The organism is Gimesia sp. (assembly GCF_048260065.1).
Lineage (GTDB): Bacteria > Planctomycetota > Planctomycetia > Planctomycetales > Planctomycetaceae > Gimesia.
On record NZ_JBLXHC010000011.1, the window covers coordinates 249,741 to 273,315 of the forward strand.

Here is a 23,575-nt window from a genome sequence, read left to right on the forward strand (position 1 = left end):
TCGTATTCTACTTGATTCGATACAAAGCAATTTGCATTTCCGGTTGCCCCGGGTATCGAGCCTTGAGAAATACGAGAGTTTTTTTCTTAGTATGGGGATCCTCGGAATCCTTAGTTCAAGTAATTGATTTGAGAATAATGATGAAGTGTGAAATAACTCGGGATATCCAGGCTGCTGCAAACCTGATTCAGGAGGGAGAACTGGTTGCATTTGCTACTGAAACAGTCTACGGGCTCGGAGCGAATGCACTTAATCCCGAAGCAGTTGCACAGATATTTGCTGTTAAACAAAGACCACACTTTGATCCGTTAATTGTGCATATTTACAGCACGCATCAACTGGCCGAACTTACTTCTGAAATTTCATCTACAGCGGCAAGACTGGCAGATGTTTTTTGGCCAGGGCCATTAACATTGGTGTTACCGAAAAAAAAAGTCGTTCCCGATCTGGTGACTTCCGGTTTGGATTCCGTTGCCATTCGAATTCCTGCTCATCCAGTAGCCAGAAAGCTACTGGAGTCAACTCAACTGCCAATTGCGGCACCCAGCGCGAATAAATTTGGACGACTTAGCCCTACTTGCGCTAACGATGTGGCTGAACAACTCGGTGATGAAATCAAACTGATTCTAGATGGTGGACCTTGTACCGTCGGTGTAGAATCTACAGTCATCCAGTGTGTGGGTGACCTACCTGTACTACTCAGGCCAGGGGGGATTTCACTAGAAGAAATCCAAGATTGTGTCGGAGAGGTTCGGTTAGCAGAAATAGAAGATTACGCTGAAAGTAATTCACCAGTCAGTCCAGGTATGTTACCAAAGCATTATGCACCAAGTACTCGATTAATGATTGTCGATCATCCAGATCAACTGCCTGAAACAGGGGCAATCGGCGTCTTGAGTCTTTTTCCCCTCGAAGTAACTGAATTTCGTGACTGCCATTTTTCGGCCCAGCAAATTCTATCTCCCACAGGCGACTTGAAAATAGCTGCTGCCAATTTTTTTGCGGCACTTAGAAAATTAGATGCATCAGGCATTGATCAGATAGTTGCATTACGGTTACCAGAAAAAGGCCTGGGTAGGACGATTAATAATCGTCTCGAACGAGCAGCTGCATCTTAATCAGCAGTTTGTAATCGCTTGTTTTCGATAGTCCAGAATGCACTGATTCAGTGTTGCAAAAAATTGATCCTTTTGAATAGGTTTGGTTGCATAACTGTCACACCCTGCAGCCAGACATTCTTCACGAGCACCACTCATCGAGTGAGCGGTCAAAGCGATCACAGGATAAGAATAGCCCTGTGACCGGAGTTGTTTGGTGGCTGCATATCCATCCAGTTCCGGCATCTGCATGTCCATCAGTATTACATCGAATGGCGATCCTGCCTCCACAGCCTCTTGGGCTTTCTTGATGGCAATCAAGCCATTTTCGGCTAGTGTGACAGTATTCCCTGACTTTTTTAACAAGAAACTGATTAGTTTCTGATTATCGATTCCATCTTCTGCCAGCAGAATATTGTAATTCAATTCAGAGAAGTTAGATTCAGGTTTTTGATTAAACGTATGTTGGCATTCATCTTCAAATGTCCTTTGGTCGACAAGTTCCTGTTCCAGGCATCGTCTCGTTTTTACAGTTACTGTGAATGTTGTTCCGTTACCGTACTCACTTTTAACTGATATTTCACCACCTAAAATATGAGTCAGACGTTTGCAGATTGTCAGACCAAGACCTGTTCCTCCGTATTGCCGTGTTGTAGAGGAATCTGCCTGCATAAAAGGCTGGAATAGACGCGAGATCTGTTCTGCCGTCATTCCGATACCTGAGTCAATCACATCAAATTTGATTACAGGTTCGTCTGTATCAATTGATGATGCAGAGACAAGCAGTTGCACATGACCTTGTCTCGTAAATTTAATTGCGTTACTCAGAAGATTGATCAGAATTTGACGAAGTCTGACAGGATCGCTTTGAATCCAGCGGGGAATTGACCCATCGATTATGACCGAGAGCTCAAGTCCCCGGTCGATTGCACGAATATCCATCAATGTTTTGACATCATCCAGTAACTCAATCAGGGAGCAATGGATGTCTTCGACATCCAGTTTATCCGCTTCAATTTTAGAAACGTCCAGAATGTCATTGATCAACTCCAGCAGGTACTCACCGTTTTTCTTAATTGTATCAATGTGCCGGTTCATTTCCGGATCATCGTTGCGCTGTTTCATGATCTCCGCAAAACCCAGAATTGCTGTCATTGGTGTGCGAATTTCGTGGCTCATATTTGCCAGAAATGAACTTTTAATATGGCTGGCCTTTTCAGCATCCTGCTGCGCAATGACGAGATCTTTAACCATATGGTTAAAAGCTTCAGCAAGTCTGCCAATTTCATCTTTTGAATCAATTGAGATTCGGTGGTCCACATTACCTGCTGCAATAAGCTCTGCACTATTTGATAGTTCCAGAATTGGAGAGACAATTCCACGAGAGATCATCCAGGCTAATAATAATCCAAAAAATGTTCCCAAACATGCTAATGTTCCAATTACTAGCTTAGCTGATTGGATAGATGAGTCTGCATGATGAGTTGTATTAACAGTTTTTAAATGTATCAGTGGGTGAGCCTGATTCTGAAGAAAAGCATCTATCGAGTCCAGATTCTGTTCAAATAAGCTTAATAATCCTTCAATTTCATCTGTGATTGCGACGACTTGGTTCCCGTAAGCAGTTGCCTTTGCAAATTTATCATCAATGATTTTTATCTTCTGAAATTCTGTGTGATTCGAAATAACATCCAGATACCTGGCTTCAAACATTTTAAATTTTTGTTCCGCGTCTAATATACGCGAAAGCAAAGTATGATTCCGTTTGGCTATGTATTCTTCAATCGAACCAAAAGCGATATTCAGGTACTTTTCCATGTTATAGCTCGCTTCTGCTTTCTTAAGACCATCATCAGACTGATCGTCGATTGAAACCAGTTGTGCGCGATCAATCAATTGGTTGATTTGACTGACGTGGTTAATAAAAACAGTTAGAGCGGCATCTCGTCTATCAGTCAGATCGATTATCTGAGAGGCCTGTTGATTATATTTTTCATACATCGCTGAGATGTTATGGCTCAAAAACTTTTCTTCACTCGATTTTGCCAGTGTCTTATAACGTGAAAGATTATCAGTGAATCCATCGCGAGAATTGATCAACTTTGTCAGGTGTTTCTGGTCTTTATCACGAACGTAATCTAATACAGCGCGGGCGATCTCGCCCGCTTTGATCTCCATCTCTAGAATGGATTCTTCAAGAGGTTCGTCTACGTTAACCAGTTGAGATATGTCTTGATTAATGAGGGAAATCTGGAACCAGGTTACAATTCCACTGAGAACCTGAATGAGTACCAGCAAGCCAAATGCAAATTTGAGACGATCAGAGATCGACAATTTTCGCAATTTGGAAGCTATTCTGGGAAATGATTTAGAGGTGTTCATTCGCTTGCTGGCAAAAGAAAGGCTTTGACTTGGAAATAGAATTTTATTTAATCAGGCACATAGTTAACGAGATAGGATAAGTTCCTACACGCCGGAATCGAGGCAAAACCCTCCTCACAACTTTATGCTCTAAAAAAACGTGATGATTTAAGAAAATAGAATCGTCACAAAAAAAGAAAATAAGATTTGAGAAAGTATGATGCTTGCAGGTTGAAGTGATCGTAACAGCCAGAAGGTGGATTAAATACGATACTGAAAGGAGGGTTTGTTGAATTATTTTCAATGGAAATAAAAAACGCCAGCACCGTTCAGAGGGGGGTGAACGATACTGGCGGTCAACAAAAATCTGGTTTTCTAATTGAAATACTGGAGTGATCTGAGACCCGATATTAAATTCGGCAAAATAAAATAAAGGAAACAGACCAGATCGGCCTCAATTTCAACCAGATAGATTCAAAGTTGCTTGCTCTTGAGAGGTAACTTAGTCGTGAATCTGATAATACCAGCTAGCACTACACTAGATATTGTTGTTATCAGGTCAGTATTAGTTATCGTATTGTTCTTGAGGTAAACCCTAGAAGAAATAGAAAATCGACGTTTGAATCGATTGTCGATGATTCCCGGATCATTTCTGGAATGTCGATTATGACGATAGAATCGCTGGTGACAAAACGTGCGACTCGAACTCAGGCTCGTACAAGACAATGGGATTTAATTTCAGCTGCTATTTCACTGAGAGGTAGAACTTTATCGGCGAGTCCAGCGCCTGCGACTGCAGCAGGCATTCCCCAGACTACACTCGAAGCTTCGTCCTGAGCGATGATTGTGCCTCCAGATCGCGCGATATCAAAACTGCCCTCAATACCGTCTTCTCCCATTCCAGTTAACATAACAGCGAGTGTCGCATTTCCAAAATGCTCTGCAGCTGACCTGAATAAGGGGTTCACAGAAGGTCTACAGAAATGCTCAGGTGGATCTTGACTTAATAGTGTAACTTTTTGACCATTCTCTTCGCCGATGAGCAGATGACTTCCACCAGGAGCAACATAAGTTTTATGTGAATCAAGTGGTTCATTATGTTTGGCTTCGACAGTAGTTCGACCGCTGTCTTTCTGGATATGTGCTGCCAGGATTTCTGTAAATCCAGGGGGCATATGTTGTACTATGAGAATCGGGATAGGTAAGTCGATTGGAATCTGCGGTAAGAGTTCGGCTAGTGCTTTAGGGCCACCAGTGCTGGTTCCAATTACAAGGACTTCTGGTTGCTTATAGAATTTAATATTTTTATTGAATAAAGTCTTTTGTTCTGTATGGGGTTGCTTTGTTGTATTCTGTGTTATGTCATTCTTTTTAGATGCAGGTATGGTTTTTGTGAGCGCTGTTTTCTTTGAACCAACGGCTTTGATCATCATGACCAGCTCTTGGGAGAGCACACGAATACTTTCTGCAGCACTGGAAGTTTGTGGCTTTGCTACGCACCCGATCGCACCCAGGGAAAGTGCTTTAACTGTCGTTTCTGCACCTTTCGAAGTTAAGCCACTCGCCATTATGACGGGGATATCAGTAAATCGATGTTGAATTTCCTTCAATGCAGTTAATCCATCCATCACAGGCATTTCAACATCTAAGATCACGACGTCTACGGGGTGCGACTTCATCCAGCTTAACGCACATTCCCCATTCATTGCTGTACCAGCAATTAAAATATCAGGATCTTGTTCAAGAGCCCTGGAAATCAATCCACGAATGACCGCAGAATCATCAACTACAAGAACGCGAATAGGGTTAGATGACATGCTAACTTCCTTGTGATTCACAAACTCAGACAGGTTTAGTGCATATGGGTAGCGGGTAGAGTAAATAGCTTTGTATCAAGTGGTTTACTCTTTAAAATGATAGGTCAGATAAATTACACTCGTGGTGCTGTCATACATTTTTTGAAAACTATTTGAGGACACGTGCTGGAAGAATTTCTTTATTCGCTATAATCGGAAGGTTGAAAAGTGATCTTTATAAAACTGGATTCTCTTGTTCACTGGTTTGCTTAGCTTAGCCAGCATATTTTATTTAGGAACGCCCATGCCGGTTCACCCTCAAGTAGCTCAATACCTGGAAGAAGTTTCAAAAGTAGATTTACCTCCATTTGAGGAAATGACTCCAGAATTCATACGGAGCACGCTTACGCCGTCACCAGAGCCACATCTACCGTCCAGCAGTATTGAAAATCGATCAATTCCAGTGAACGGTACGGAAATACCAATTCGAATCTATACGCCACCCGAAGCTCCAGAAATCAATCAAGAGGAATTGCCAGCCCTTGTTTTCTTCCATGGCGGAGGTTGGGTGATGGGGACGTTAGATGCTTATGATGGAGTATGCCAGGATCTAGCCGGTACCGCGGGCTGTAAAGTAATATCTGTGGATTATCGTATGGCACCAGAATTTACCTACCCGATTCCATTTGACGATTCTTATTCAGCAACGGAATGGATTTCGGCTCATGCCAATGAGCTAGGCATTGATCGAAATCAAATTGCGGTCGGCGGTGATAGCGCGGGTGGAAATCTTGCAACTGCAGTTGCTCTCAAAGCCAGACAGTCGGAAACTTTGAAACTGGTTTATCAGTTATTGATTTACCCTGTGACAAATTACCAGTTTGATACTGAATCATATCAGAGTTTTGGCACTAACTACTTTCTTACAAAACGAGCGATGGAATGGTTTTGGGATCAGTATCTGCCTGACGAATCTGCTGGCAGGGAAATTTATGCGTCTCCTCTCCGCTGTAAAGACTTGACTGGAATGCCAGATGCTCTCGTGATTACCGCCGGGTATGATCCACTCTACACTGAAGCAGTTCAATATATCGAATTGTTGCGAAAATCTGATGTGAATGTGGAGCATTTAAACTATGCAGATATGATCCATGGTTTTTTCAGACGATCCGACCTATACGACCGTGCTTTTGAAGCAGTACAGGCAGCGGGGCAGAAATTGAAACAGAGATACTCCCGTATCTAAGCTTGTAATGGAGTATTTCATTCTTCTGCTGCAATCTGATAGAAACGACCAGCTATCAAGATTTGCAGAATAAAACAGCTGATCAGACTTAGGTAAAATGCAGGCAGCAATACACCTGCTTCACCGGTAGTATCCTGGAACATGAGATAGAAAAGATGTAATAGTGGTGTTGCGCAAGATTCCACAAGAATAAATGTGCCAATCGCAAATGCCAGTGCTCCCCAACGAACCACAAGTGAGTAATATGCTAATAAATGCAGAAATATACAAAACTGAATGATCGTCAGGGGAACCAGTGAGTAAAAACCAGAACTTGTAAGATACATAATGCTTTCTGGCACAATTAATATGATCAGAATTATGGTGAAGCTAACTGGTATCAGGGAAAGGATGATTCCTCCCACTTTCTCATAGGAGATGCGCAACAGTGAACATGGTAGAATCGACATGAGTGGAATCATTTTTTGTATTCGCTCTTCTCGAAAGATACGTGAAGTATAGATCGTGCATTCCACAACAAAAATTACGAACAATAACAATAGTGATGCACTCACCAGCTCTTGCCAGGTGAAGGTCTGTGTTGAACTGGAACTGGTATATTGATCGAGTAATATTCCTCCAGCTATCACGATGATACTCATAGTCGGATACAGAATCAGTTTCAGGAGACTCGCTCTCATACCACCACCTGAGAACTGAAATTCCTTCCAGGCAAATGGATATGTTCCAGGCCGGGAATTCATTAATCGCTTAGACGATTGTCTTTTTCGACTACTTGGCTCTTTTGCTGTTCTTTTATCAGTACAAAGATCAAAGATAAACCAGGCTATAATAAAGAACAAAATCCCTACTGAAACATTGCTGATTACTTGCGAGTTCAGAATAGAACCCGAGTAACCGGTTGTCAAAATCTGCCTGATTTGTTCAATGACAGAGTGTTCCTGGCTGAGTTCAAATAGATACTTGCTGCTACTGGAGATAGAGTCAGTTGAGGAGAGATATCCACGATTTTGAAGATTGACAATAAGGTGATATTGAAGAGCTGGAAATAAGAAATAGAAAAAAAGTGCAATAATCACCAGGGCAATTGCTTCGCCAGATCTTTTAGCATAGACCGAACAAAGTAAAGCAAAGTTTGAGATCAGTATTATATATCCGATCAATGACGTTAGTGTTGCATAAATTTGTAGTGGAGTGATCCCTCCTAATGAAACTGAGAGCAGTAAAAAAGGAAGTTGACCCATCAAAAGCAAAATTATGCGAAATGCTCGTACGCTGGATTTTCCAGTTAACAGGGCGAGAGTATTGATCCCGGCCAGCTTTAATAAAGGTAGTGTTTCTTCTTCTTTTTCCTCAGTGATTGCAGTAGAGAAAAATCCAATTCCAGCTAATGTTACCAACCAGAAATTTAACCAGATAATTTTAGTAAAAAAATCCAGACCGGGTGAACCAATTCGAGAGCTGGTTATCCAGGATGAGAAGAGAATACAGAACACGACTCCAATGCAGGCAAAGCGAAGCACGTGTGTCTTTTTATCTCTCGTATCTTTTTTCAGCGCAAAGCTGGCAAAAATGAATGACCCTCTCAAGCCGCACCTGTTTCCTCAAGTTAGTGTTTAGCCGCCGTGTTCAGACAGTGGAAGATCAATCGAATAGATAATCAAACCTTCTTTTTTGAAGATTTCAGGTGTCTCAGGAAATAAAGAGTCTGGAACTTTAGCAACAACGAGTAGTTTTCCTCGATGCTCTGGCCAGCTGATATTCTGATTTATCTTGTCTGATGACACATTTAATGATTTTTGTACAAGGATTGGGAAAAACTGTTCAGAGGAAAACTCTTGTTTCTTGTCGGTTGGTCTGACAAAAGGCAGAAATCGGTTTGTTTTAATATAACGTGTATCGAGAAGTGGGTTTTCTATCAGTAAAGGGAACAGCTTTCTGGATTTTCCAGCATAGATCAATTGATTATTTTCCTCACTCAATTCATAAATTTTTGTACCAAATACAAAATGTGCCTGTTCAATCTGCTGGGGAAATTCTTTACGGATATCAATTGAAAGCGCTTCTAGCTGTGATTCATTTGCAAGAAATGATGCTAAATTTGTTTCGAGTAACGATTTTGAAATTCTTGCACTATGGAAATAAGTTCGGAAAGAATTCGGGGGAATATCAACCTGTATATGTCCATTGTTTCCACTGGTGGAAAATCCATTTACTTTGGAATAGGGCTGACATGTTGAATAGATATGTGATTCTCCAGCATGGCTAATTTTAAAATTTCCGCCAGATACGATTCCCAAACTGGACCATTCAGAAATGTTTGTTTTTTGATCAGGTAGAATTTCAGCAACGATCAGAGAATGAATTTGGGAAGTCTGGTTTGTGCTATATTGTCCTACGAAGAGAAATATGAAACAAAACAGAAGTGTGCTGAGGCCATAGATAATATAAAAAGTTCGATATTGTTTTGAATATTTTGTAATCAGGTAATAAACAGGTCCGACAATGATCAAATAAATAAATGAAAGAAGAAATATCAGATACCAGATTTGTTGTGGCTTACTGATTTCAGTCAAGGTTGCCAGCAATACTTCATCGAAGTTTTGATAATACGTATTTCTGTATGTAGAAGAGGGATATGTGAGATCTGTTTCTGATATTTGATTATTCCTATTTATTTCGATTTTCGGATTCACTGAATTATGTGTGTCTATATTGATTAACTGTTTTAACTCTATTGGTGAAAGATCGCTCAATTTATGTTGATGGAAATAAATGACTCCATTTCCATAATATGCAGGAGAAGTCTGTCGTTTTAGTGGACCAAATGAATCGGGAAATAACAGAGGATCGCCATTCGAATTATTAAATAGATGCAGGATTCCTCCTGAATGGATCCAGTCTAAAAAGGCTTCGCGTCGAGTTTTTTCCCATCTGGGAATGTGATCTAAAATCATAATCTGTAAAACATCGGTAGCACCTGAAAGGGGGGGGAAAATATCTTCCGGGAACTGTTTCACGCCTGATATCACCGTATTCAAATTTTCGGGAGTGACCAGTTGAATGATTGATTTTTCAGGTACGGGGCGGGGAGCAAGGAAAGTTTGAGAATGCTTCATCTCATTTTGAGTCCAGCTTAGACGCCAGTTACCATTAAAGTCAGTGAAATAGGGATAATACTGGATCCATTTTTTTTCGAATGGTGCAATATAGATGCTTGTTGCAAGGGCAATATCAATCTGCTGTCCCCGAAATGATTCCTGGTGAAATTGAATTTTTCCTTCAAATGGCTCGGGATCTGGATTTTCGATCAATACCGTCACAGGGTTAATGTGATAAGCTGTCAGACGATCATTGAATCCCCATCGCATACCATGAATCTCTATTGCTTCGGCCACTCGTCCGTTTGCAGCAACAAAAATCAATAGAGAAAATAACCATTTCAAATATGCGTCAGCTGGATCCATTGTTTGAACTCTAAAGTGTGATACACATAACACAACTCAGGCTAATAGTCTCCAATCAGATTAGAGTCGTGCCGGTTGGCAAGGTTTTTGAGAATCATGTCATCAGTCAACTGGCTGATATACTTAACAGAACCATCTCCAAGACAAAAATGGGCACCTTCAGAATGAGAGCTTGAAAATCCACCTACTTTCATTAGGGATAATCGATCTTCTGGGGTTAATTCGTTTTTATCATTCAATGGTTCTTCTGATAAATCTGGAATAGTTTGCATTTCAAAATCACCCATTCCATCCAGTTCAGGATTTTCTTCAAATGAATATTCACCTCTTCTTCCATATTGAGATCTCGAACCAAAGCTATTCAAGGTAGATGTATTGGAATTAATTGGGTGTCCCATGTTTCTGAGAGTGGAAGAAGTTCCGGATGCCCAGCTTAATAATCCACCATCACTGGCTTCACCAATGAATATTGTATGTGAGCGACCATCTTTCAAATCTTTCTCTCGAATGCTACTGTTTAAAAACAGGACACCATTATTGTTGAAATCGATTGGTGATTCCGAGTCATTATGGCAGCCAACATAGTTCCAGGTATCGTTGGGATTAGACGGACAATAAAATCCCGGTATGAAATGATTGATGATTTTGCGATTTGTGAGATCGTAAACTCCATATTGGAAGTCATAACCAATGAATGCTGCTTTTTCATCCAGGTGCGGCAATATCTGAATCAACCAGCCGACATGATATCCAACAGGTTGATTCAGAATCGGGCCGGTAGAATTTACAGATCCGGACGGAAGAACACGATGTGCCATCTGGTAATTTTGCATCGCCAGACCGATTTGCTGTAGATTATTTTTACAGGTTGCAACGCGTGCAGCTTCTCGGGCCTGCTGTACTGCCGGCAATAGAAGTGCAATCAGAATTGCTATGACGAGAATGACTGTGAGCAATTCGATCATGACGAAACCGGATCGACGTACCGAACTATTACTGCATAAATTCATGATTCAGCAACTGTTTTCTGAAGTAATAAAAAACAGATAATATATTAAAATTCCGAGAGGAGCTGGCCATCGTGTCGATTTGCCAGCGCTTCATAAACAGACTGATTAATGTTTTCGCTTAGAAAACGAACAGAGCCATCACCGATGCCGAAATGGCCACCTCCCGTATGGTAGCTCGAAAAACCTCCTACAAAAGATTTGTTATTGACCTTGGGGTTCGAACTATCAGGATTAATTCTTTCCTCTTCTGGTGAGAAGCGTTTTTCATATGCTGTTTTACTGGTAAATATTTTTCCATCGTCTGAATTGATAAAGGTACCTGCATTGCGGAGGGTAGAACGAGTTCCTGAGACCCATCCCAGTTGATTTCCTTCGATAAATTCACCTACGAACAGGGTTTTGGAACAACCATCCAGAATTTCGTCGTAGCTGACACTGCTGTTTAGAAAAAGAACCCCATTGTTATCTTCACTGATCGGTGCTTCGACATCGTTTTGAACTCCTGCATAGCAATGGCCCTTATTGGGATTAGATGGACAATGTAATGTGGCAATTCGATAACTGGCGACTTCTTTATTAGCAGGATCATAAACACTTTTGTTAAAATCAAATTTATTGAAGGCAATTCGTTCATCCAGATAGGGTAAAATCTGCAAAATCCAACTGACATGATAGCCTTTCGGTTCATTCTCAATCGGACCGGTGGGGTTGATAGAACCTGGGGGAAAAACATTGTGTGCCATTTCATAATTTTGTAATGCCACATTGAGTTGTAACAGCTTGTTCTTACAGGATGACCTACGTGCAGCTTCCCGTGCCTGTTGAACGGCTGGTAACAGCAGCGCGATCAATATGGCAATAATTGCGATCACGACCAGTAATTCGATCAGCGTAAAACCCCGACGATCTTTTTGATCACAGCTTGCATCAACTGTTGAAATGTATTTCATAGCGGTTCCTTCATTTCGATTTTTTAGAGAAGGAGAATTAATTCTCAATATCTGTATTTGAAAGTTGAACAGGCCATTCCCGAATAACGCGAACCCGCTCGCTTGCCTGGGCCGGATAACTTGCTTTGGTGTGAATCAGAATGATGTTTTGATTCTGTTTTGATTCTCTATCAATCTCGATAATCACCTCTCCAGGGAAGGTACTTCCTATTTCCTGAGGTGATATCAGCCAGGTTTCACCGGAATAAGACACATTATCCCGGAGTTTTCTAATTGTGCGTTGCACCGCAGCGTCAGCCAGCCAGGTCGCCTGTAAATGGTGTTGGGATTTTTTTAGTTGATTGAGTTCTATCTTAGTTTGCTTTAATAACTCACCAATGATAGCCAATGCGAGAATCAGACAGACGAGCGGGATAACGACAACCGCACCCTTCCGATCGTGAAATCCGGATTGGTGATCCCGGTCGAATGACGATTTGTGAACCATTGATTTCATCTCTCACCTCAAGTTCATTGCACTGCTTGTAATACGTAAGCATTTTTCTGATTGATTACGGCATCAAAATCGAGTTCTTTGACTGGCATTTTGACCGTACTATTTTCATGAGAATCATCCGGTAAAACTTTTAATTGAAGGGAAACAATCTGGCGTTGGTTAATGTTATCAATGCGAAAATGGAGTCGAAAATCTGAGATCTGGTATTCGTTTCGTATGACTGGCTGATCAGAACTGTTTGTTTCGCGGATGATGAAATTTCGATGTTTGTTTTTACCGATTGAGTACACAATGAAAGTGTTGTCATCCAGTTCCAGTTTCAATTTATGCTGCTTTGGATTCTCTTCTGCCATTAAAATAGCTTTACCCGCTGCAGCTGCATCTTCACGAAATTGATTCGATAATTTCTGCAGGTTAAATGTATGCTGAATTCGGTTTGTTCCTTGCAGTTCTACTCGCATCAGAAATGCCAGCATTGTAACTCCGACTGTGAAGATGACCGATATCAGAGAAATCATAACCAGCATTTCAATCAGGGAAACACCATGTGGGGATGATTTATTAAGCCGGCGATTACAGTGTTTTCTTCGTAGATATTTCATTTCATTCTCTCCAGTTGATAAAACCAGAGCGAAAGTGAAACTGGATCCACAGATTCTCCGTATGGATTTTGCCACGAAAGCTTGATAAGAATTTGTTTTATCGCTGGCGAATTGGGATTTTCTATTAGTGTGAGATTTAGGTCTGGTTCTTTAAGAGAAAGTTTTTTTGAGGCCTCTTTCCGGTATGCATCCAGTTTTTGTGAGGTAAGACTGTTCCATGTTTCTGCCGCATTCAATCGTTCTGCCAGATTAGCCAATGTAGTCGTTGCGAGAACTCGCTCATTGATGGACTTTCTCTGAAGATTTACAACACGTAAAGTAGGAACTGCGATGGAAACAGCTGTGCTCACCAAAATCAGTGATATGAAAGCTTCAAAGATGGTAAAGCCTGATCGCTTCTTCCATTTCGAATTTTTATTGTGCTTGAATGTCATAAGAGCAGAATTTCAACTGAGGTCATAAATTAATTGGATGATGGGGACAAACAATGCAATTACAAACAATCCCACCACTACTCCCAGACTACAGACGATGACTGGTTTTAAAAAATCAGCGAGCACTCTCAATTTACGATTTCTGCGTTGCTCGATAGAGAATGCCAGTGACCTTAACACTTCAGGCAGGTTCCCAAGGCGCTCTGCTGTGTTACAAAGTGCTGCCTCGGAACTGGAAATGAATTTAGCATTTTGAAGTGACTTCCAGAGGTTTTCACCTTGATTGATTCTGGTTTCTACTGAGTTCGATCTTATTTTTACATCTGACCATAAATGGTATTGGGAGTTTGAATTTAGTGCGATCTGAGGTGATTGCTGTGCCGTAATTGATTGGGCAATTTGTCTCAGGCATTCAGGTGTATTAATACGAGGGAACCAGGCTGTGAAGAATGGTACTCGTAAGTTAGACCAACCGTAATAATTGCCAATGTGGATCAGAATTAATAAGGTAAAAGGAATAGAAAAAACTGGTAGGAACAGGAAAAAATTGGCAATAACAAAATCACTAAGATTGATCACCGTGAGTGTCATGGGGGGAAGGTCAACTTCAAAATCCATAAAGATCTTTTTGAACTTCGGGATGATCCAGTACATGATATAGCCTGCGATTGTAAACAGGAGCGTTCCGATTACCGTTACATAAACAGCGAGGTATGTGCCACTGGAATCTTTCGATTCATTCTTTAAACTTTTCGAAGTTTGTACGGCAGCATCACGGAGCGCTATACCCAATGTATTACTCAACTCCCCGATACGAATTGATACGATTGTAGATTGAGGAACCAGCCCCGGAGTTTCAGATAATGCAGTTGAAAGTGAAACACCAGAATAGAGTCGACTGCTGAATAATTCGAGTTTGGTTCGATATTTATGTGGTTGAGTTTCCGCATAGGCATCAATTTCAGGGCCCAATGGTAAGTGTTTTTCAACACAGACTGTTAAGAGCCAGAGTAACTCAGATTCATTTGCCCGTTTATTTAAGGAGAAGATATTAATAAGAGAGCTGAGCAGTATGAATGCCAATAGTAAAGGTAAAAATGAGATAACTATTGGTAAGAAGACCAGCAATGGGAGCCCCAATAAAATCCACCCGAGTATTCGAATGGATTGAATTTTCATTTGCAGAGGCTCTGGTAATTCGTATTCATTTCCCTGATTAAGAGCAGAGGCGATCTGAAAACACTGGTATTCCTGATAGATCGTCACAGCATAAAGAATTAGGCTGGGTAAAATCAGAATTAATGCACCCAGCGAAGATTGCTGGTTGAATAATACGACAAGAAAACTGAGTCCAATTAATCCAAAGCCACAGAACGTCATGAAAAGAGTGAAGAGTTTCCACCAGATTCGGATGAGAGGGTTTACGCCTTGATGGCCGAAATCTTTTATTCTCCGAGCAAGCAGAATCGAGGAAATTCCAGCAATCGGAAAATAGGCAAAAAATGCCAGACAGAATATGAAGCCGAGCAATTCCACTAACGAATACTCTTTCTAATAATGAAGTAATTACGTGAGATCATTGAGAAGCTTAATGAGAGGTAAGTAAATTGCTCCAATCGGGAATGTAACCATGATCAAAATGCCAGCTAATATGATTGGCTGAAGGGCAAAAACCAGTGATCCGGTTTTCATATTTGCTTTGGCCTGGAAAATATTGCTGCTGGCACGTAATGAATCGATAAAAATGTCCGGACGGTCTTGCCAACGAAATATATGAACGAAGTTTTTTGAGAATTGAGGTATTCCTGAGGACGCTTCTGAAAGGCTCAAACCAGCTTTCGATCTGTTATTCAATAAATGACAACCCGCGATCAGATTTGGGTCTTTTGTTGTTTTGGCAGACAGTTCGATGGCATCGGGAAGATTGATTCTCGCTTCTGTCATCGTTGCCAGCATGCGACAGAACTGAGCATTTGATGTATTGCTGAGAATACCTCCGAAAATGGGAATCTTATTAATCAAGCTTCGGCGAACAGACTGCAATCTGAATAGATCAAAACTGAACCAGGATAGAATCGAAATCAGCAGAAACCAACCCAGCATCTGCAAACCATATTCTGAAAGTACATCTGAGATATGAATTGCCAGAACCGTCAGTCTGGGTAATTCAGTTCCAAATCCTTCAAAAACTGATTTGAAATTTGCGACTACAGTCACCATTAAAAAATAAAACAGAAGAAAAGAAACGGAAATTAAAACGCCAGAATAAAAAAGAGAGATCAGAATTTTGTGATTGGATTGTCTGAGGTATCTCTGGCTTTCGATATAATCTTCGATGATCGATTCCAGGTGATTTGTTTGTGCTCCCACAAGGATCAGTGATTCCAGATGATGTGGAATCGAATTCAAATGCCTGTCAAAACTGTCTTTAGGTGTAAGCCCTTGTTCCAGGTCATTGGCGATATTTTGGAATATACGAGATAACCGTCGGGAGTTCGTCTCCTCTGCCAGTGTCAGCAGGCTGGCTGAGAGAGGAATACCATCTATTTCAGGTTGCGGGACTTTTGGCAAAAGATTGACAAACTCTGATTCCTCACTCCAGGCTGCTTTTCCAAAGTCAGATAGTTGTTCACCAGTAAAATCTTCGATTTCCAAAGGTTCTGATTTCATTGAATCGAGTTCATTTTCTGATGATAACAGATCAACTCGCAGGATTTTTAACCCTTGCTCCATCAGTTTGATACGTGCAGATTCATCGCTCTCTGCATCAATCACTCCTTGCAGTTTCTGTCCCTCTTTGTCCAGGCAGGTATATGAGTAGCGATTCATTAAAGTGTGGGACTCCCTAGCATTTTTAATAACTCAACGAATGGTAGGAATACAATCACTGCGTAACTGGCGGTGATACCACCTGCAACTAGAACGAGTAGTGTGACCGGAATAATTCGCTTCGCCCAATCAATACGATTTGATACTCGTGTTTGATAGACTCGTGAAATCTCAGAAAAAATTCTGACAAGATGATTTTGATGGACGTCCTTTATCAGCATTTTTTTTATAAAGGATGGGTAATATTTACTGCCTCGAATTACATCTGGTAGTGAAGATCCCCGTTTCAATTTATCAGAAAGTAATTGTGATTCGGTAATCAGTTTCGAATTTCCGGTAGATTCAGCAGCGAGTATAAGTGATTCATGGAGAGGGACATGGTATGAGAGCAAGATGCTGACCATTTTACTGAAGGTTGAATAATTCATCTCCAGAATTAAATTTCGATAACCGGGTATCCAACCGTATGCAATAATCGAAAAAATACTCCCGAGGTAAGAATGATTTTGTTCTCTTGTACCAAGAAAAGAGAATCGACTTGCTTTCCAGCTGATAATAAAGATCAACAAAATTAAAGGTACGAGTAGAAACCAGTTTCGGTAGTATTCAAAGAGCTTCGATACAAAATTCATTAAAGGTGTGTTTGACAGATCGAACATCTGGTGAATGACAAGTAGTTCTGGAAAGATGATGAAGCAGGCAAATAGTGAAAGTAAAAAAGCCATGACCAGAACAATGCCCGGGTATAGTAAGGCCACACCAATTTCCTGGCGGAGCTCCATCCTCGACCTTGTAAATGATGTATAGGCAGAAAGAGCCTCAGGCAGTTTTCCCATTCGTATGGCTGATTTCAGCAAAGAGATATATGAAGGGGGGAGTTCACTTGTGCTCATTTGGATGGCTTCTTCAAGAGACGAACCTTCATCAATTCTAAGAGCCAGTTGTTCCACAAATTCTTTTGAATCTCTGTTTAAATGTTTTGCTGCATTTCTCAGACCTTGATCCAATGGTATTCCCGCACGAATCATCGCGATTAGTTCGTCGTTTAAATCCACCAGACTGGCGATCGAAATTTTCTGAGTTCCTGTTGTATCAGACTTCAACATAGGGGTTGTTCTTAACATTCGGGCTGGACTGTGGTCAGGTGTCCATTTTGGTCTGGCTGACAGTTTTTTGCTATCGAATTCCCTCAAAAATATCTAAATGAGAGCTTGATAAGGAATGGCTCTCTGAATATCAGCATTTCCTATTAGATCCTGGCAGGAGAATATTTTGTTCAAAAGATTCCTCTCGTCCCTTGATTCTGTCAGAGTCGACCAGGTGAAACAATCCACCAGTATGTCAGAATTCCCACTCCCATGCCACGATCTCTTCTGGATTACAGTTTACAGAAACCAGAATGCAAATTAAAAAGGTATGCATAAAGTAGGGTGAGTACTGGGTATGCTTAAGCTCTTTGTGTAAAAGCAATGTTAAAGATATAAATTCAATTCTGGAAAGTATCACTTCAATGATTCGAACAAAAATAAAGTCGGCGTTGCATACATCTCAACCGGGAGAAACGGTTAAGGTTTGTGGCTGGGTCCGTACGCGACGAGATTCCAAAAGTGGTTTTTCTTTTGTTGAATTGAATGATGGCAGTTGTATGGCCAATCTACAGATCGTGATTGACCAAAATGTTCCGAACTATGAAAAACTGATAAAAGATGTTACCACAGGCAGTAGTCTCTCGGTGACAGGTAAGGTGATTGAGTCACCAGGTAAAAACCAGAGAATTGAACTACATGCAGAGTCCTTTGATCTCTATGGTTCTGCAGATGTTGAGACTTATCCCCTGCAGAAAAAGCGTCATAGTTTTGAGTTTTTGAGAGAAATTGCCCATTTACGTCCACGCACGAATACGTTTGGAGCAATTACGAGAGTCAGAAATGAGGCAGCAACTGCCATCCACCGGTTCTTCCAGTCGCGGGGTTTCGTCTACATCCAAACTCCAATCATCACTACCAGTGATTGTGAAGGAGCTGGCGAGATGTTTCAGGTGACAACTCTTAATTTAGACCGGCTGGCTCAAGTCCAGACAGAGATCGATTTTTCACAGGACTTTTTTGGAAAACCAGCGTCTTTGACTGTCTCTGGACAACTGGAAGCAGAAATATTTGCCACATCCATAGGTGAATGTTACACGTTTGGTCCTACTTTTCGCGCTGAGAATTCGAATACAACCCGTCATCTGGCTGAATTCTGGATGATTGAGCCCGAAATGCCCTTCTACGATCTGCAGGACAATATGGCACTTGCAGAGAGTTTTGTAAGAACCGTTATTGGTGATGTTCTGGAAAATTGCGCAGAGGATATGGAATTCTTTAATCAAAGGATCGACAAGACCACTCTTGAGACCTTGCGAAATATTACTGAGAATGATTTTATTCGCATTTCATATACAGAAGCGATTGAGATTGTGAAGTCCAGTGGAAAAGAATTCGATTTTCCAATTGAATGGGGTAGTGATATGCAGTCTGAGCATGAACGCTTCCTGACGGAAGAACATTTTAAGCAGCCGGTTATCGTGTATAACTATCCCAGGACTATAAAACCATTTTATATGCGCTGCAATGACGATGGCAAAACGGTATGTGCAATGGATGTGCTCGTACCGGGAGTGGGAGAAATAATCGGCGGTAGTCAACGGGAAGAACGCTATGATGTCCTGGTAGACAGAATGAAAGAAGGTGGCTTGAATCCGGAAGATTACTGGTGGTATACAGATCTACGAAAGTATGGAACAGTACCGCATTCAGGCTTCGGGCTGGGATTTGAGCGACTCATTCAGCTGATTACGTCAATGACAAACATCAGAGACTGCATACCCTTTCCCAGGACTCCTAAAAATGCAGAGTTTTAAGATTATCCAATGCTCAGAATTCGTTAAGGACTCAATAAATACTTCTTAAACCAGTTTACAACTGCCTGACTGGCACGGTTTTGATCTTCACCTTTAAATCCATGCGCGGCATCTTTAATCACGATGAGTTCGGCTGGGACTTTTTGTTTCTCAAATTGCTTCATAATATTATTACTGTGGCTGATAGGAACCAGTTTATCCTGGTCTCCATGTATTAACAGTGTGGGAGCATCATCGGGAGTCACGTGAAGCAGAGGAGAAAAATCATCTGACAGATCTGCTTCGAATTGCAGTGCTGGGAATCGATGATAATAGGTTGAATTTTCGTCCACAAATTCGCGTATATCGGTTGGTGGATAATAAGCGGCGACTGCTGCAACCTGATCAGTGTTCTTTAAGATCGGGTCTTTCGCATCAGGGTTGCCTTGATCAGATGTTGTTCCGAGCATTAAAGAAAGATGACCACCCGCGCTTCCTCCCCAGACGCCGAGTCGGTTCGGATTAACGCCGTATTCCTGTGCGTGTAGTCGGATAAAACGCACACTACGTCGAACGTCTTCCACTACTTCCGGGATCTTAAATTTCGGGCTGCTGCCATGCCTGACACAAAATACGGTGAAACCTTCTTCTAATAGTGGATTAAACCTGCCAAGCATGTTTTGAGGTTCGGTCCAACGAGAGTACCAGCCCCCGCTTACCATAAATAATACACCTGCTCCATTGGGCTTCTCTGGTTGGAAAACATCAAATGTGAGTGCCATGCCAAATTTGTGACCATAAACAACATCAGGAATGACTTTAACTGTTTCATCTGCACAAGCCGCGTCTCTTGGTAGCAGCATCAGAGCCAGAAATGCACAACACACAATTATTTTCATGTTATCTCTCCAGAATTTGTATCTTTTGGGAATGACATTTTTCAAGAGCTGTTTAGAAAAACAAACTATCTACTCGACAGTGTTGAATAGGAACAGAGTGTTCACTCGGTATCAAAATAGATTCCATAGATTATCTTGACCACACCGTGCCAATAGCAAGTATATGAATTCAAAATCGATTGAAACTGGAAGATATTGAATCGGAATCCTTTAATATCAAATTCTAAAAGACTCAATAAAAATCCTGAATATGAGGGATGATCTACGGAGTAGCTACTTCTGCGATCTTGCAATTCAAACGTGAATGATCCGGAAACAATTCTAGTAGAACTACTGATTGAGCTTGAACGATCTCAACGTTTCCATGGGCTACAGCGAGATGATTCAGAAATTGAAATCGCAATCCATCAAGCTCGATCTGGACAGATTCGACCTTATATTGAGTTACAATGGCCTGAAGCAGTTCTTGATGCCTGGCAATGGGATATTCTCGAGTCCTTGTTTGATCCAACGATTCGCCGAGTATTTGTTAAAGGAAATACAGGTTGTGGAAAAGGTGCCGCGGCAGGAATCGCCTGCTGTGTCTACTTTCATATCTGGGATGATGCAAAAATCATTATTACACGCGATTCTGTAAGAACAGCTCAAAAAATTGCATTTGGTGAAGTTGATAAATGGTGGCGAAAAATGCGATTCAAACCACCGGGAAAGCTTTTGACTTCAGGTGTGTTTGATACCAATCAGCACTCGATTTCTCTGGCAAACCCTCAGCATATAGAAGGCTTTCGGGGGGCACATTCGCCACATGTACTTTTCTGGTTTGACGAGGCAACCGCGCCTAATCTGGAAGATAAATACAAACTGGCAAACACGCAGGCTAAGAAATTTCTTGCACTATCAAATCCGTCGACATTGTCCGGCACATTCAGAGATTCTTTTCCTGCAGTCGATCCAGATAAAACGCAGACAATAATTGATCAATATGGCAATACACGTTGTATCACAGTCAGTGGCTGGGAATGCACGAATGTGAAAGAGAAGTGTCTTGAGCAACCTGTTGCGCCAATTGGTGGAATCAAAATAGCAGGAAATTATTACCTACATGGAAGCCCCATTGCTGCAGAAGACTTCGAACGAGTTCAACCTCGAATTCCCGGGCAAACCTGCTACGACGAATTTATGGCACTGCTCAATGACGCGGATCCTCTCGTTCGGAATGTCTATGCCCTGGGTAAATTCCCGGACCAGGACCCTGATAAACAGGTTATTTTGCCAGACTGGTTGATTGCGCCCGTAAAATTCTGGACTCGATGGAATCAACTCTATCTAAGAGCACGGGAACAATCTCACAACTTTGCCCTGAAATTGTTAGAGCAGATATTGCCTGTAGAAAGTTTCGGGCTGGATGTGGCAGCTTCTCGGTTTGGTGATACTTCGGTTTTAGCAGTAGGGGGGCGTTATGGAATTCGAGCGATACATGAGTGCCAGTTTTCAGATACCCAGCAGACGATGAGTTGGGTGCTGGAGACGGCGATTTCTTATAGAGTCGATTTAAAACAGGGGGTTGTTCCAATTGCAATTGACTGGGGAGGGGGGTATGGAAATGCGGTAGGCGACCCCTTGAAAAAAAGAAATGTGAATGTCATTGAAATTCATGGAAATGCCACCAGTAGTCTGGATTCAAAAAAATATGCAAATAAGAGAGCTGAATTATATGGTGAGGCGGCAAGACGCCTTGACCCTGCGGGGGACTTCCGCATGATGCCATTTGCGCTGCCAGATAATCAAAGGTTAAAAGCGGAACTTGTTGCGCCTGAAAAAATATACGCTGGCCATGATGGTGAAAAATTCTATATCACACCGAAAGGGCGGCGAGGCTCTGATGAGAATTACAACGGAAAAACACTGCATGAAATTCTGGGAAGGTCACCCGACCGTGCTGATGCGCTCGTCTACTGCCTGTATGCATTGAGAAATCAGCGCCGCCGCCGGTTGATTGTTGCCTGAATTACAAAATTCAACCCATCAAACAGGTATCTTTTATTGGGAACAACTTCGTATGTGGAATCCATTGAAACAGCTTAAAGCACGCTTTAAATCAAATCGATTTGCTGTTGCCTTACGTGCGGTTTTGGGAGCAGGGCAGCCTGGAGCCTGGAGTAGTGATCATAGAAGGGAATCCGATCAATTTTCTGGATGGACCTTTGTTGCGATCCGAGCCATATGTCTGCAGGCGATGCAGGCATCAGTTTTGGTTTATGATGATTCAATAAATGGTTCTAAACAGAAAAGAATAAAAGAAAAAGTTCAAAGCAAAAATAGATATACCCAGGTCAAAAGTCTGTATGCCGGGGAATTTGGAGTTGCCGAACCTCTCTCTAACGAACACCCGATCTGTAAAATATTAAAACATCCCAACCCGACTCAATCTGGTGCTTCGTTTCGCTACGAACGTGTATTACAGCTTCAGCTGACAGGAACGAGTATTGTCTGGAATGTACCGAACCAATTTGGAAAAACAGTTCAGAGATACGTGATTCCAACTGCAATCGCAACCCCTGTTCCTCCGAGTCATGAATTTCCGGAAGGTGGATACAAAATCCAGACTCCCTCGCTCAGATATTTTAGTGAGCCGTATAGCGGTACATTTGCAGAAACGAACATGTTTCATCAAGTCGTAGGGAATGTGATTCCAATTTCTCAACTACAAATATCACGTTGGCCTCACCCCGTTTATAAAGATGACGGCCAGTCTCCGGTAAGTGCCGGGGCACGATGGGTAGATTCTGCCAATCAAATAGATTCTGCTCGCTGGGCGCAAATGAATAATGGGGCTGATCCTTCGATTGTCGTGACCTGCGGAAAAGATATGAATCCGACCAGAGAAGAACTCGAAGCAGCGGCAACGATGTTCGAACAGAAGTATGGAGGAACTGAAAATACAGGCGAGGCTATTTTTACGACGGGAGAACAGGTCGTTTCTCTGACAGCGACTCCCCGGGAAATGGATTATAATTCTTCTTTTACACAATTCAGGGATGCAATTCTTGCTTTGCATGGCGTTCCGGGAATTGCAGCTGGTATTTCGGACGGAGGAAGTTACGCGGCTTTTTATGCCAGCCTTAAACAGTTTATCTGTCTCACAGTTCAACCAATACTGGATTTGTTAGCAGAAGATGATACCGAACATCTGGCACCACAATTTGGAAAAAACCTGACTGTAGAAATTGAGGCAACTCACATTGATGATCCGGACCTGCTTGAAAAACGTTTGGCAACAGATATTCGCGCTAAGGTGATCACAGTTGATGAATTACGAGCGATCAGAGGGCTGCCTCCTCTGGGACCAGAGCGGGGAGGCGATAATCTGGTCAGCCAGGATGGGGCAAAAATCCAGCCGACAGAAGAAGCTGACAAACATGACTATGATACAAGAACTCCCCATTTTCAAAACGATAATCTTTCAGAAAATAATGGGAAGACTGTCTAGAGATTCTGAATGAGTCA

18 protein-coding genes are annotated in these 23,575 nt (G+C 41.7%); 5 read left to right on the forward strand and 13 right to left on the reverse strand.

Going from position 1 to position 23,575, the window contains the following annotated elements:
* Positions 1-62 precede the first annotated feature (62 nt).
* A complete protein-coding gene (locus ACN0YN_RS20620) occupies positions 63-1,118 on the forward strand; it encodes an L-threonylcarbamoyladenylate synthase (protein ID WP_417386900.1) in 1,056 nt (351 codons plus the stop codon).
* Here ACN0YN_RS20620 and ACN0YN_RS20625 read toward each other — a convergent pair whose 3' ends face one another.
* Together ACN0YN_RS20625 and ACN0YN_RS20630 are read right to left on the reverse strand one after the other, a co-directional pair.
* A complete protein-coding gene (locus ACN0YN_RS20625; protein ID WP_417386901.1) occupies positions 1,119-3,479 on the reverse strand; it encodes an ATP-binding protein in 2,361 nt (786 codons plus the stop codon).
* A 686-nt stretch (positions 3,480-4,165) separates the two neighbouring features.
* A complete protein-coding gene (locus tag ACN0YN_RS20630; RefSeq protein WP_417386902.1) occupies positions 4,166-5,275 on the reverse strand; it encodes a protein-glutamate methylesterase/protein-glutamine glutaminase in 1,110 nt (369 codons plus the stop codon).
* Between the two features lie 283 nt (positions 5,276-5,558).
* Between ACN0YN_RS20630 and ACN0YN_RS20635 the strand changes: the two genes are divergently transcribed.
* Positions 5,559-6,500 carry an alpha/beta hydrolase gene (locus ACN0YN_RS20635; RefSeq protein ID WP_417386903.1) on the forward strand — a complete coding sequence of 314 codons (942 nt, stop codon included), beginning with the start codon at positions 5,559-5,561 and terminating at the stop codon, positions 6,498-6,500.
* Between the two features lie 17 nt (positions 6,501-6,517).
* Here the strand turns inward: ACN0YN_RS20635 and ACN0YN_RS20640 are convergent, their stop codons facing one another.
* The 10 genes from ACN0YN_RS20640 to ACN0YN_RS20685 form a co-directional block, all read right to left on the reverse strand.
* A complete protein-coding gene (locus ACN0YN_RS20640; RefSeq protein ID WP_417386904.1) occupies positions 6,518-8,089 on the reverse strand; it encodes a hypothetical protein in 1,572 nt (523 codons plus the stop codon).
* A gap of 27 nt (positions 8,090-8,116) precedes the next feature.
* A complete protein-coding gene (locus ACN0YN_RS20645; RefSeq protein ID WP_417386905.1) occupies positions 8,117-9,967 on the reverse strand; it encodes a hypothetical protein in 1,851 nt (616 codons plus the stop codon).
* 41 nt (positions 9,968-10,008) lie between these two features.
* Entirely contained in the window at positions 10,009-10,932 is a 924-nt protein-coding gene (locus tag ACN0YN_RS20650) for a DUF1559 domain-containing protein (RefSeq protein WP_417386906.1), read from the reverse strand.
* An 89-nt stretch (positions 10,933-11,021) separates the two neighbouring features.
* Positions 11,022-11,927, reverse strand: coding sequence for a DUF1559 domain-containing protein (locus tag ACN0YN_RS20655; RefSeq protein WP_417386907.1), 906 nt, complete (start codon positions 11,925-11,927; stop codon positions 11,022-11,024).
* Between the two features lie 37 nt (positions 11,928-11,964).
* Positions 11,965-12,423, reverse strand: a complete 459-nt coding sequence (locus ACN0YN_RS20660; protein WP_417386908.1) for a hypothetical protein — start codon at positions 12,421-12,423, stop codon at positions 11,965-11,967.
* A gap of 14 nt (positions 12,424-12,437) precedes the next feature.
* The gene (locus ACN0YN_RS20665; RefSeq protein WP_417386909.1) at positions 12,438-13,025 is read right to left on the reverse strand and encodes a PulJ/GspJ family protein; all 588 of its coding nucleotides are present in this window, start codon (positions 13,023-13,025) and stop codon (positions 12,438-12,440) included.
* Positions 13,022-13,459, reverse strand: a complete 438-nt coding sequence (locus ACN0YN_RS20670; protein ID WP_417386910.1) for a hypothetical protein — start codon at positions 13,457-13,459, stop codon at positions 13,022-13,024. Before ACN0YN_RS20670 ends, ACN0YN_RS20665 begins: the two co-directional genes overlap by 4 nt.
* Positions 13,460-13,471: 12 nt before the next feature.
* Positions 13,472-14,995, reverse strand: coding sequence for a type II secretion system F family protein (locus ACN0YN_RS20675; protein WP_417386911.1), 1,524 nt, complete (start codon positions 14,993-14,995; stop codon positions 13,472-13,474).
* A 30-nt stretch (positions 14,996-15,025) separates the two neighbouring features.
* Positions 15,026-16,288, reverse strand: coding sequence for a type II secretion system F family protein (locus tag ACN0YN_RS20680; protein ID WP_417386912.1), 1,263 nt, complete (start codon positions 16,286-16,288; stop codon positions 15,026-15,028).
* Positions 16,288-17,394, reverse strand: coding sequence for a type II secretion system F family protein (locus tag ACN0YN_RS20685; protein ID WP_417386913.1), 1,107 nt, complete (start codon positions 17,392-17,394; stop codon positions 16,288-16,290). The genes ACN0YN_RS20680 and ACN0YN_RS20685 overlap by 1 nt, the downstream gene beginning before the upstream one ends.
* Positions 17,395-17,798: 404 nt before the next feature.
* Between ACN0YN_RS20685 and asnS the strand changes: the two genes are divergently transcribed.
* Positions 17,799-19,190, forward strand: coding sequence for an asparagine--tRNA ligase (gene asnS, locus ACN0YN_RS20690; protein ID WP_417386914.1), 1,392 nt, complete (start codon positions 17,799-17,801; stop codon positions 19,188-19,190).
* Positions 19,191-19,213: 23 nt separating this feature from the next.
* Here asnS and ACN0YN_RS20695 read toward each other — a convergent pair whose 3' ends face one another.
* A complete protein-coding gene (locus ACN0YN_RS20695) occupies positions 19,214-20,068 on the reverse strand; it encodes an alpha/beta hydrolase family protein (RefSeq protein WP_417386915.1) in 855 nt (284 codons plus the stop codon).
* A gap of 300 nt (positions 20,069-20,368) precedes the next feature.
* On the opposite strand from ACN0YN_RS20695, the gene ACN0YN_RS20700 reads away from it, so the two are divergent.
* Together ACN0YN_RS20700 and ACN0YN_RS20705 are read left to right on the forward strand one after the other, a co-directional pair.
* The gene (locus ACN0YN_RS20700; protein ID WP_417386916.1) at positions 20,369-22,075 is read left to right on the forward strand and encodes a hypothetical protein; all 1,707 of its coding nucleotides are present in this window, start codon (positions 20,369-20,371) and stop codon (positions 22,073-22,075) included.
* A complete protein-coding gene (locus ACN0YN_RS20705) occupies positions 22,068-23,558 on the forward strand; it encodes a phage portal protein (protein ID WP_417386917.1) in 1,491 nt (496 codons plus the stop codon). Before ACN0YN_RS20700 ends, ACN0YN_RS20705 begins: the two co-directional genes overlap by 8 nt.
* Positions 23,559-23,575 lie beyond the last annotated feature (17 nt).

What these genes read in the sequence shown, in the direction of transcription:
- ACN0YN_RS20625 (WP_417386901.1), bottom strand. Translation starts at nt 3,479, where the DNA reads ATGAACACCTCTAAATCATTTCCCAGAATAGCTTCCAAATTGCGAAAA.
- ACN0YN_RS20630 (WP_417386902.1), bottom strand. Translation starts at nt 5,275, where the DNA reads ATGTCATCTAACCCTATTCGCGTTCTTGTAGTTGATGATTCTGCGGTC.
- ACN0YN_RS20635 (WP_417386903.1), top strand. Translation starts at nt 5,559, where the DNA reads ATGCCGGTTCACCCTCAAGTAGCTCAATACCTGGAAGAAGTTTCAAAA.
- ACN0YN_RS20645 (WP_417386905.1), bottom strand. Translation starts at nt 9,967, where the DNA reads ATGGATCCAGCTGACGCATATTTGAAATGGTTATTTTCTCTATTGATT.
- ACN0YN_RS20650 (WP_417386906.1), bottom strand. Translation starts at nt 10,932, where the DNA reads ATGATCGAATTGCTCACAGTCATTCTCGTCATAGCAATTCTGATTGCA.
- ACN0YN_RS20655 (WP_417386907.1), bottom strand. Translation starts at nt 11,927, where the DNA reads ATGAAATACATTTCAACAGTTGATGCAAGCTGTGATCAAAAAGATCGT.
- ACN0YN_RS20660 (WP_417386908.1), bottom strand. Translation starts at nt 12,423, where the DNA reads ATGAAATCAATGGTTCACAAATCGTCATTCGACCGGGATCACCAATCC.
- ACN0YN_RS20665 (WP_417386909.1), bottom strand. Translation starts at nt 13,025, where the DNA reads ATGAAATATCTACGAAGAAAACACTGTAATCGCCGGCTTAATAAATCA.
- ACN0YN_RS20670 (WP_417386910.1), bottom strand. Translation starts at nt 13,459, where the DNA reads ATGACATTCAAGCACAATAAAAATTCGAAATGGAAGAAGCGATCAGGC.
- ACN0YN_RS20680 (WP_417386912.1), bottom strand. Translation starts at nt 16,288, where the DNA reads ATGAATCGCTACTCATATACCTGCCTGGACAAAGAGGGACAGAAACTG.
- ACN0YN_RS20685 (WP_417386913.1), bottom strand. Translation starts at nt 17,394, where the DNA reads ATGTTGAAGTCTGATACAACAGGAACTCAGAAAATTTCGATCGCCAGT.
- asnS (WP_417386914.1), top strand. Translation starts at nt 17,799, where the DNA reads ATGATTCGAACAAAAATAAAGTCGGCGTTGCATACATCTCAACCGGGA.
- ACN0YN_RS20695 (WP_417386915.1), bottom strand. Translation starts at nt 20,068, where the DNA reads ATGAAAATAATTGTGTGTTGTGCATTTCTGGCTCTGATGCTGCTACCA.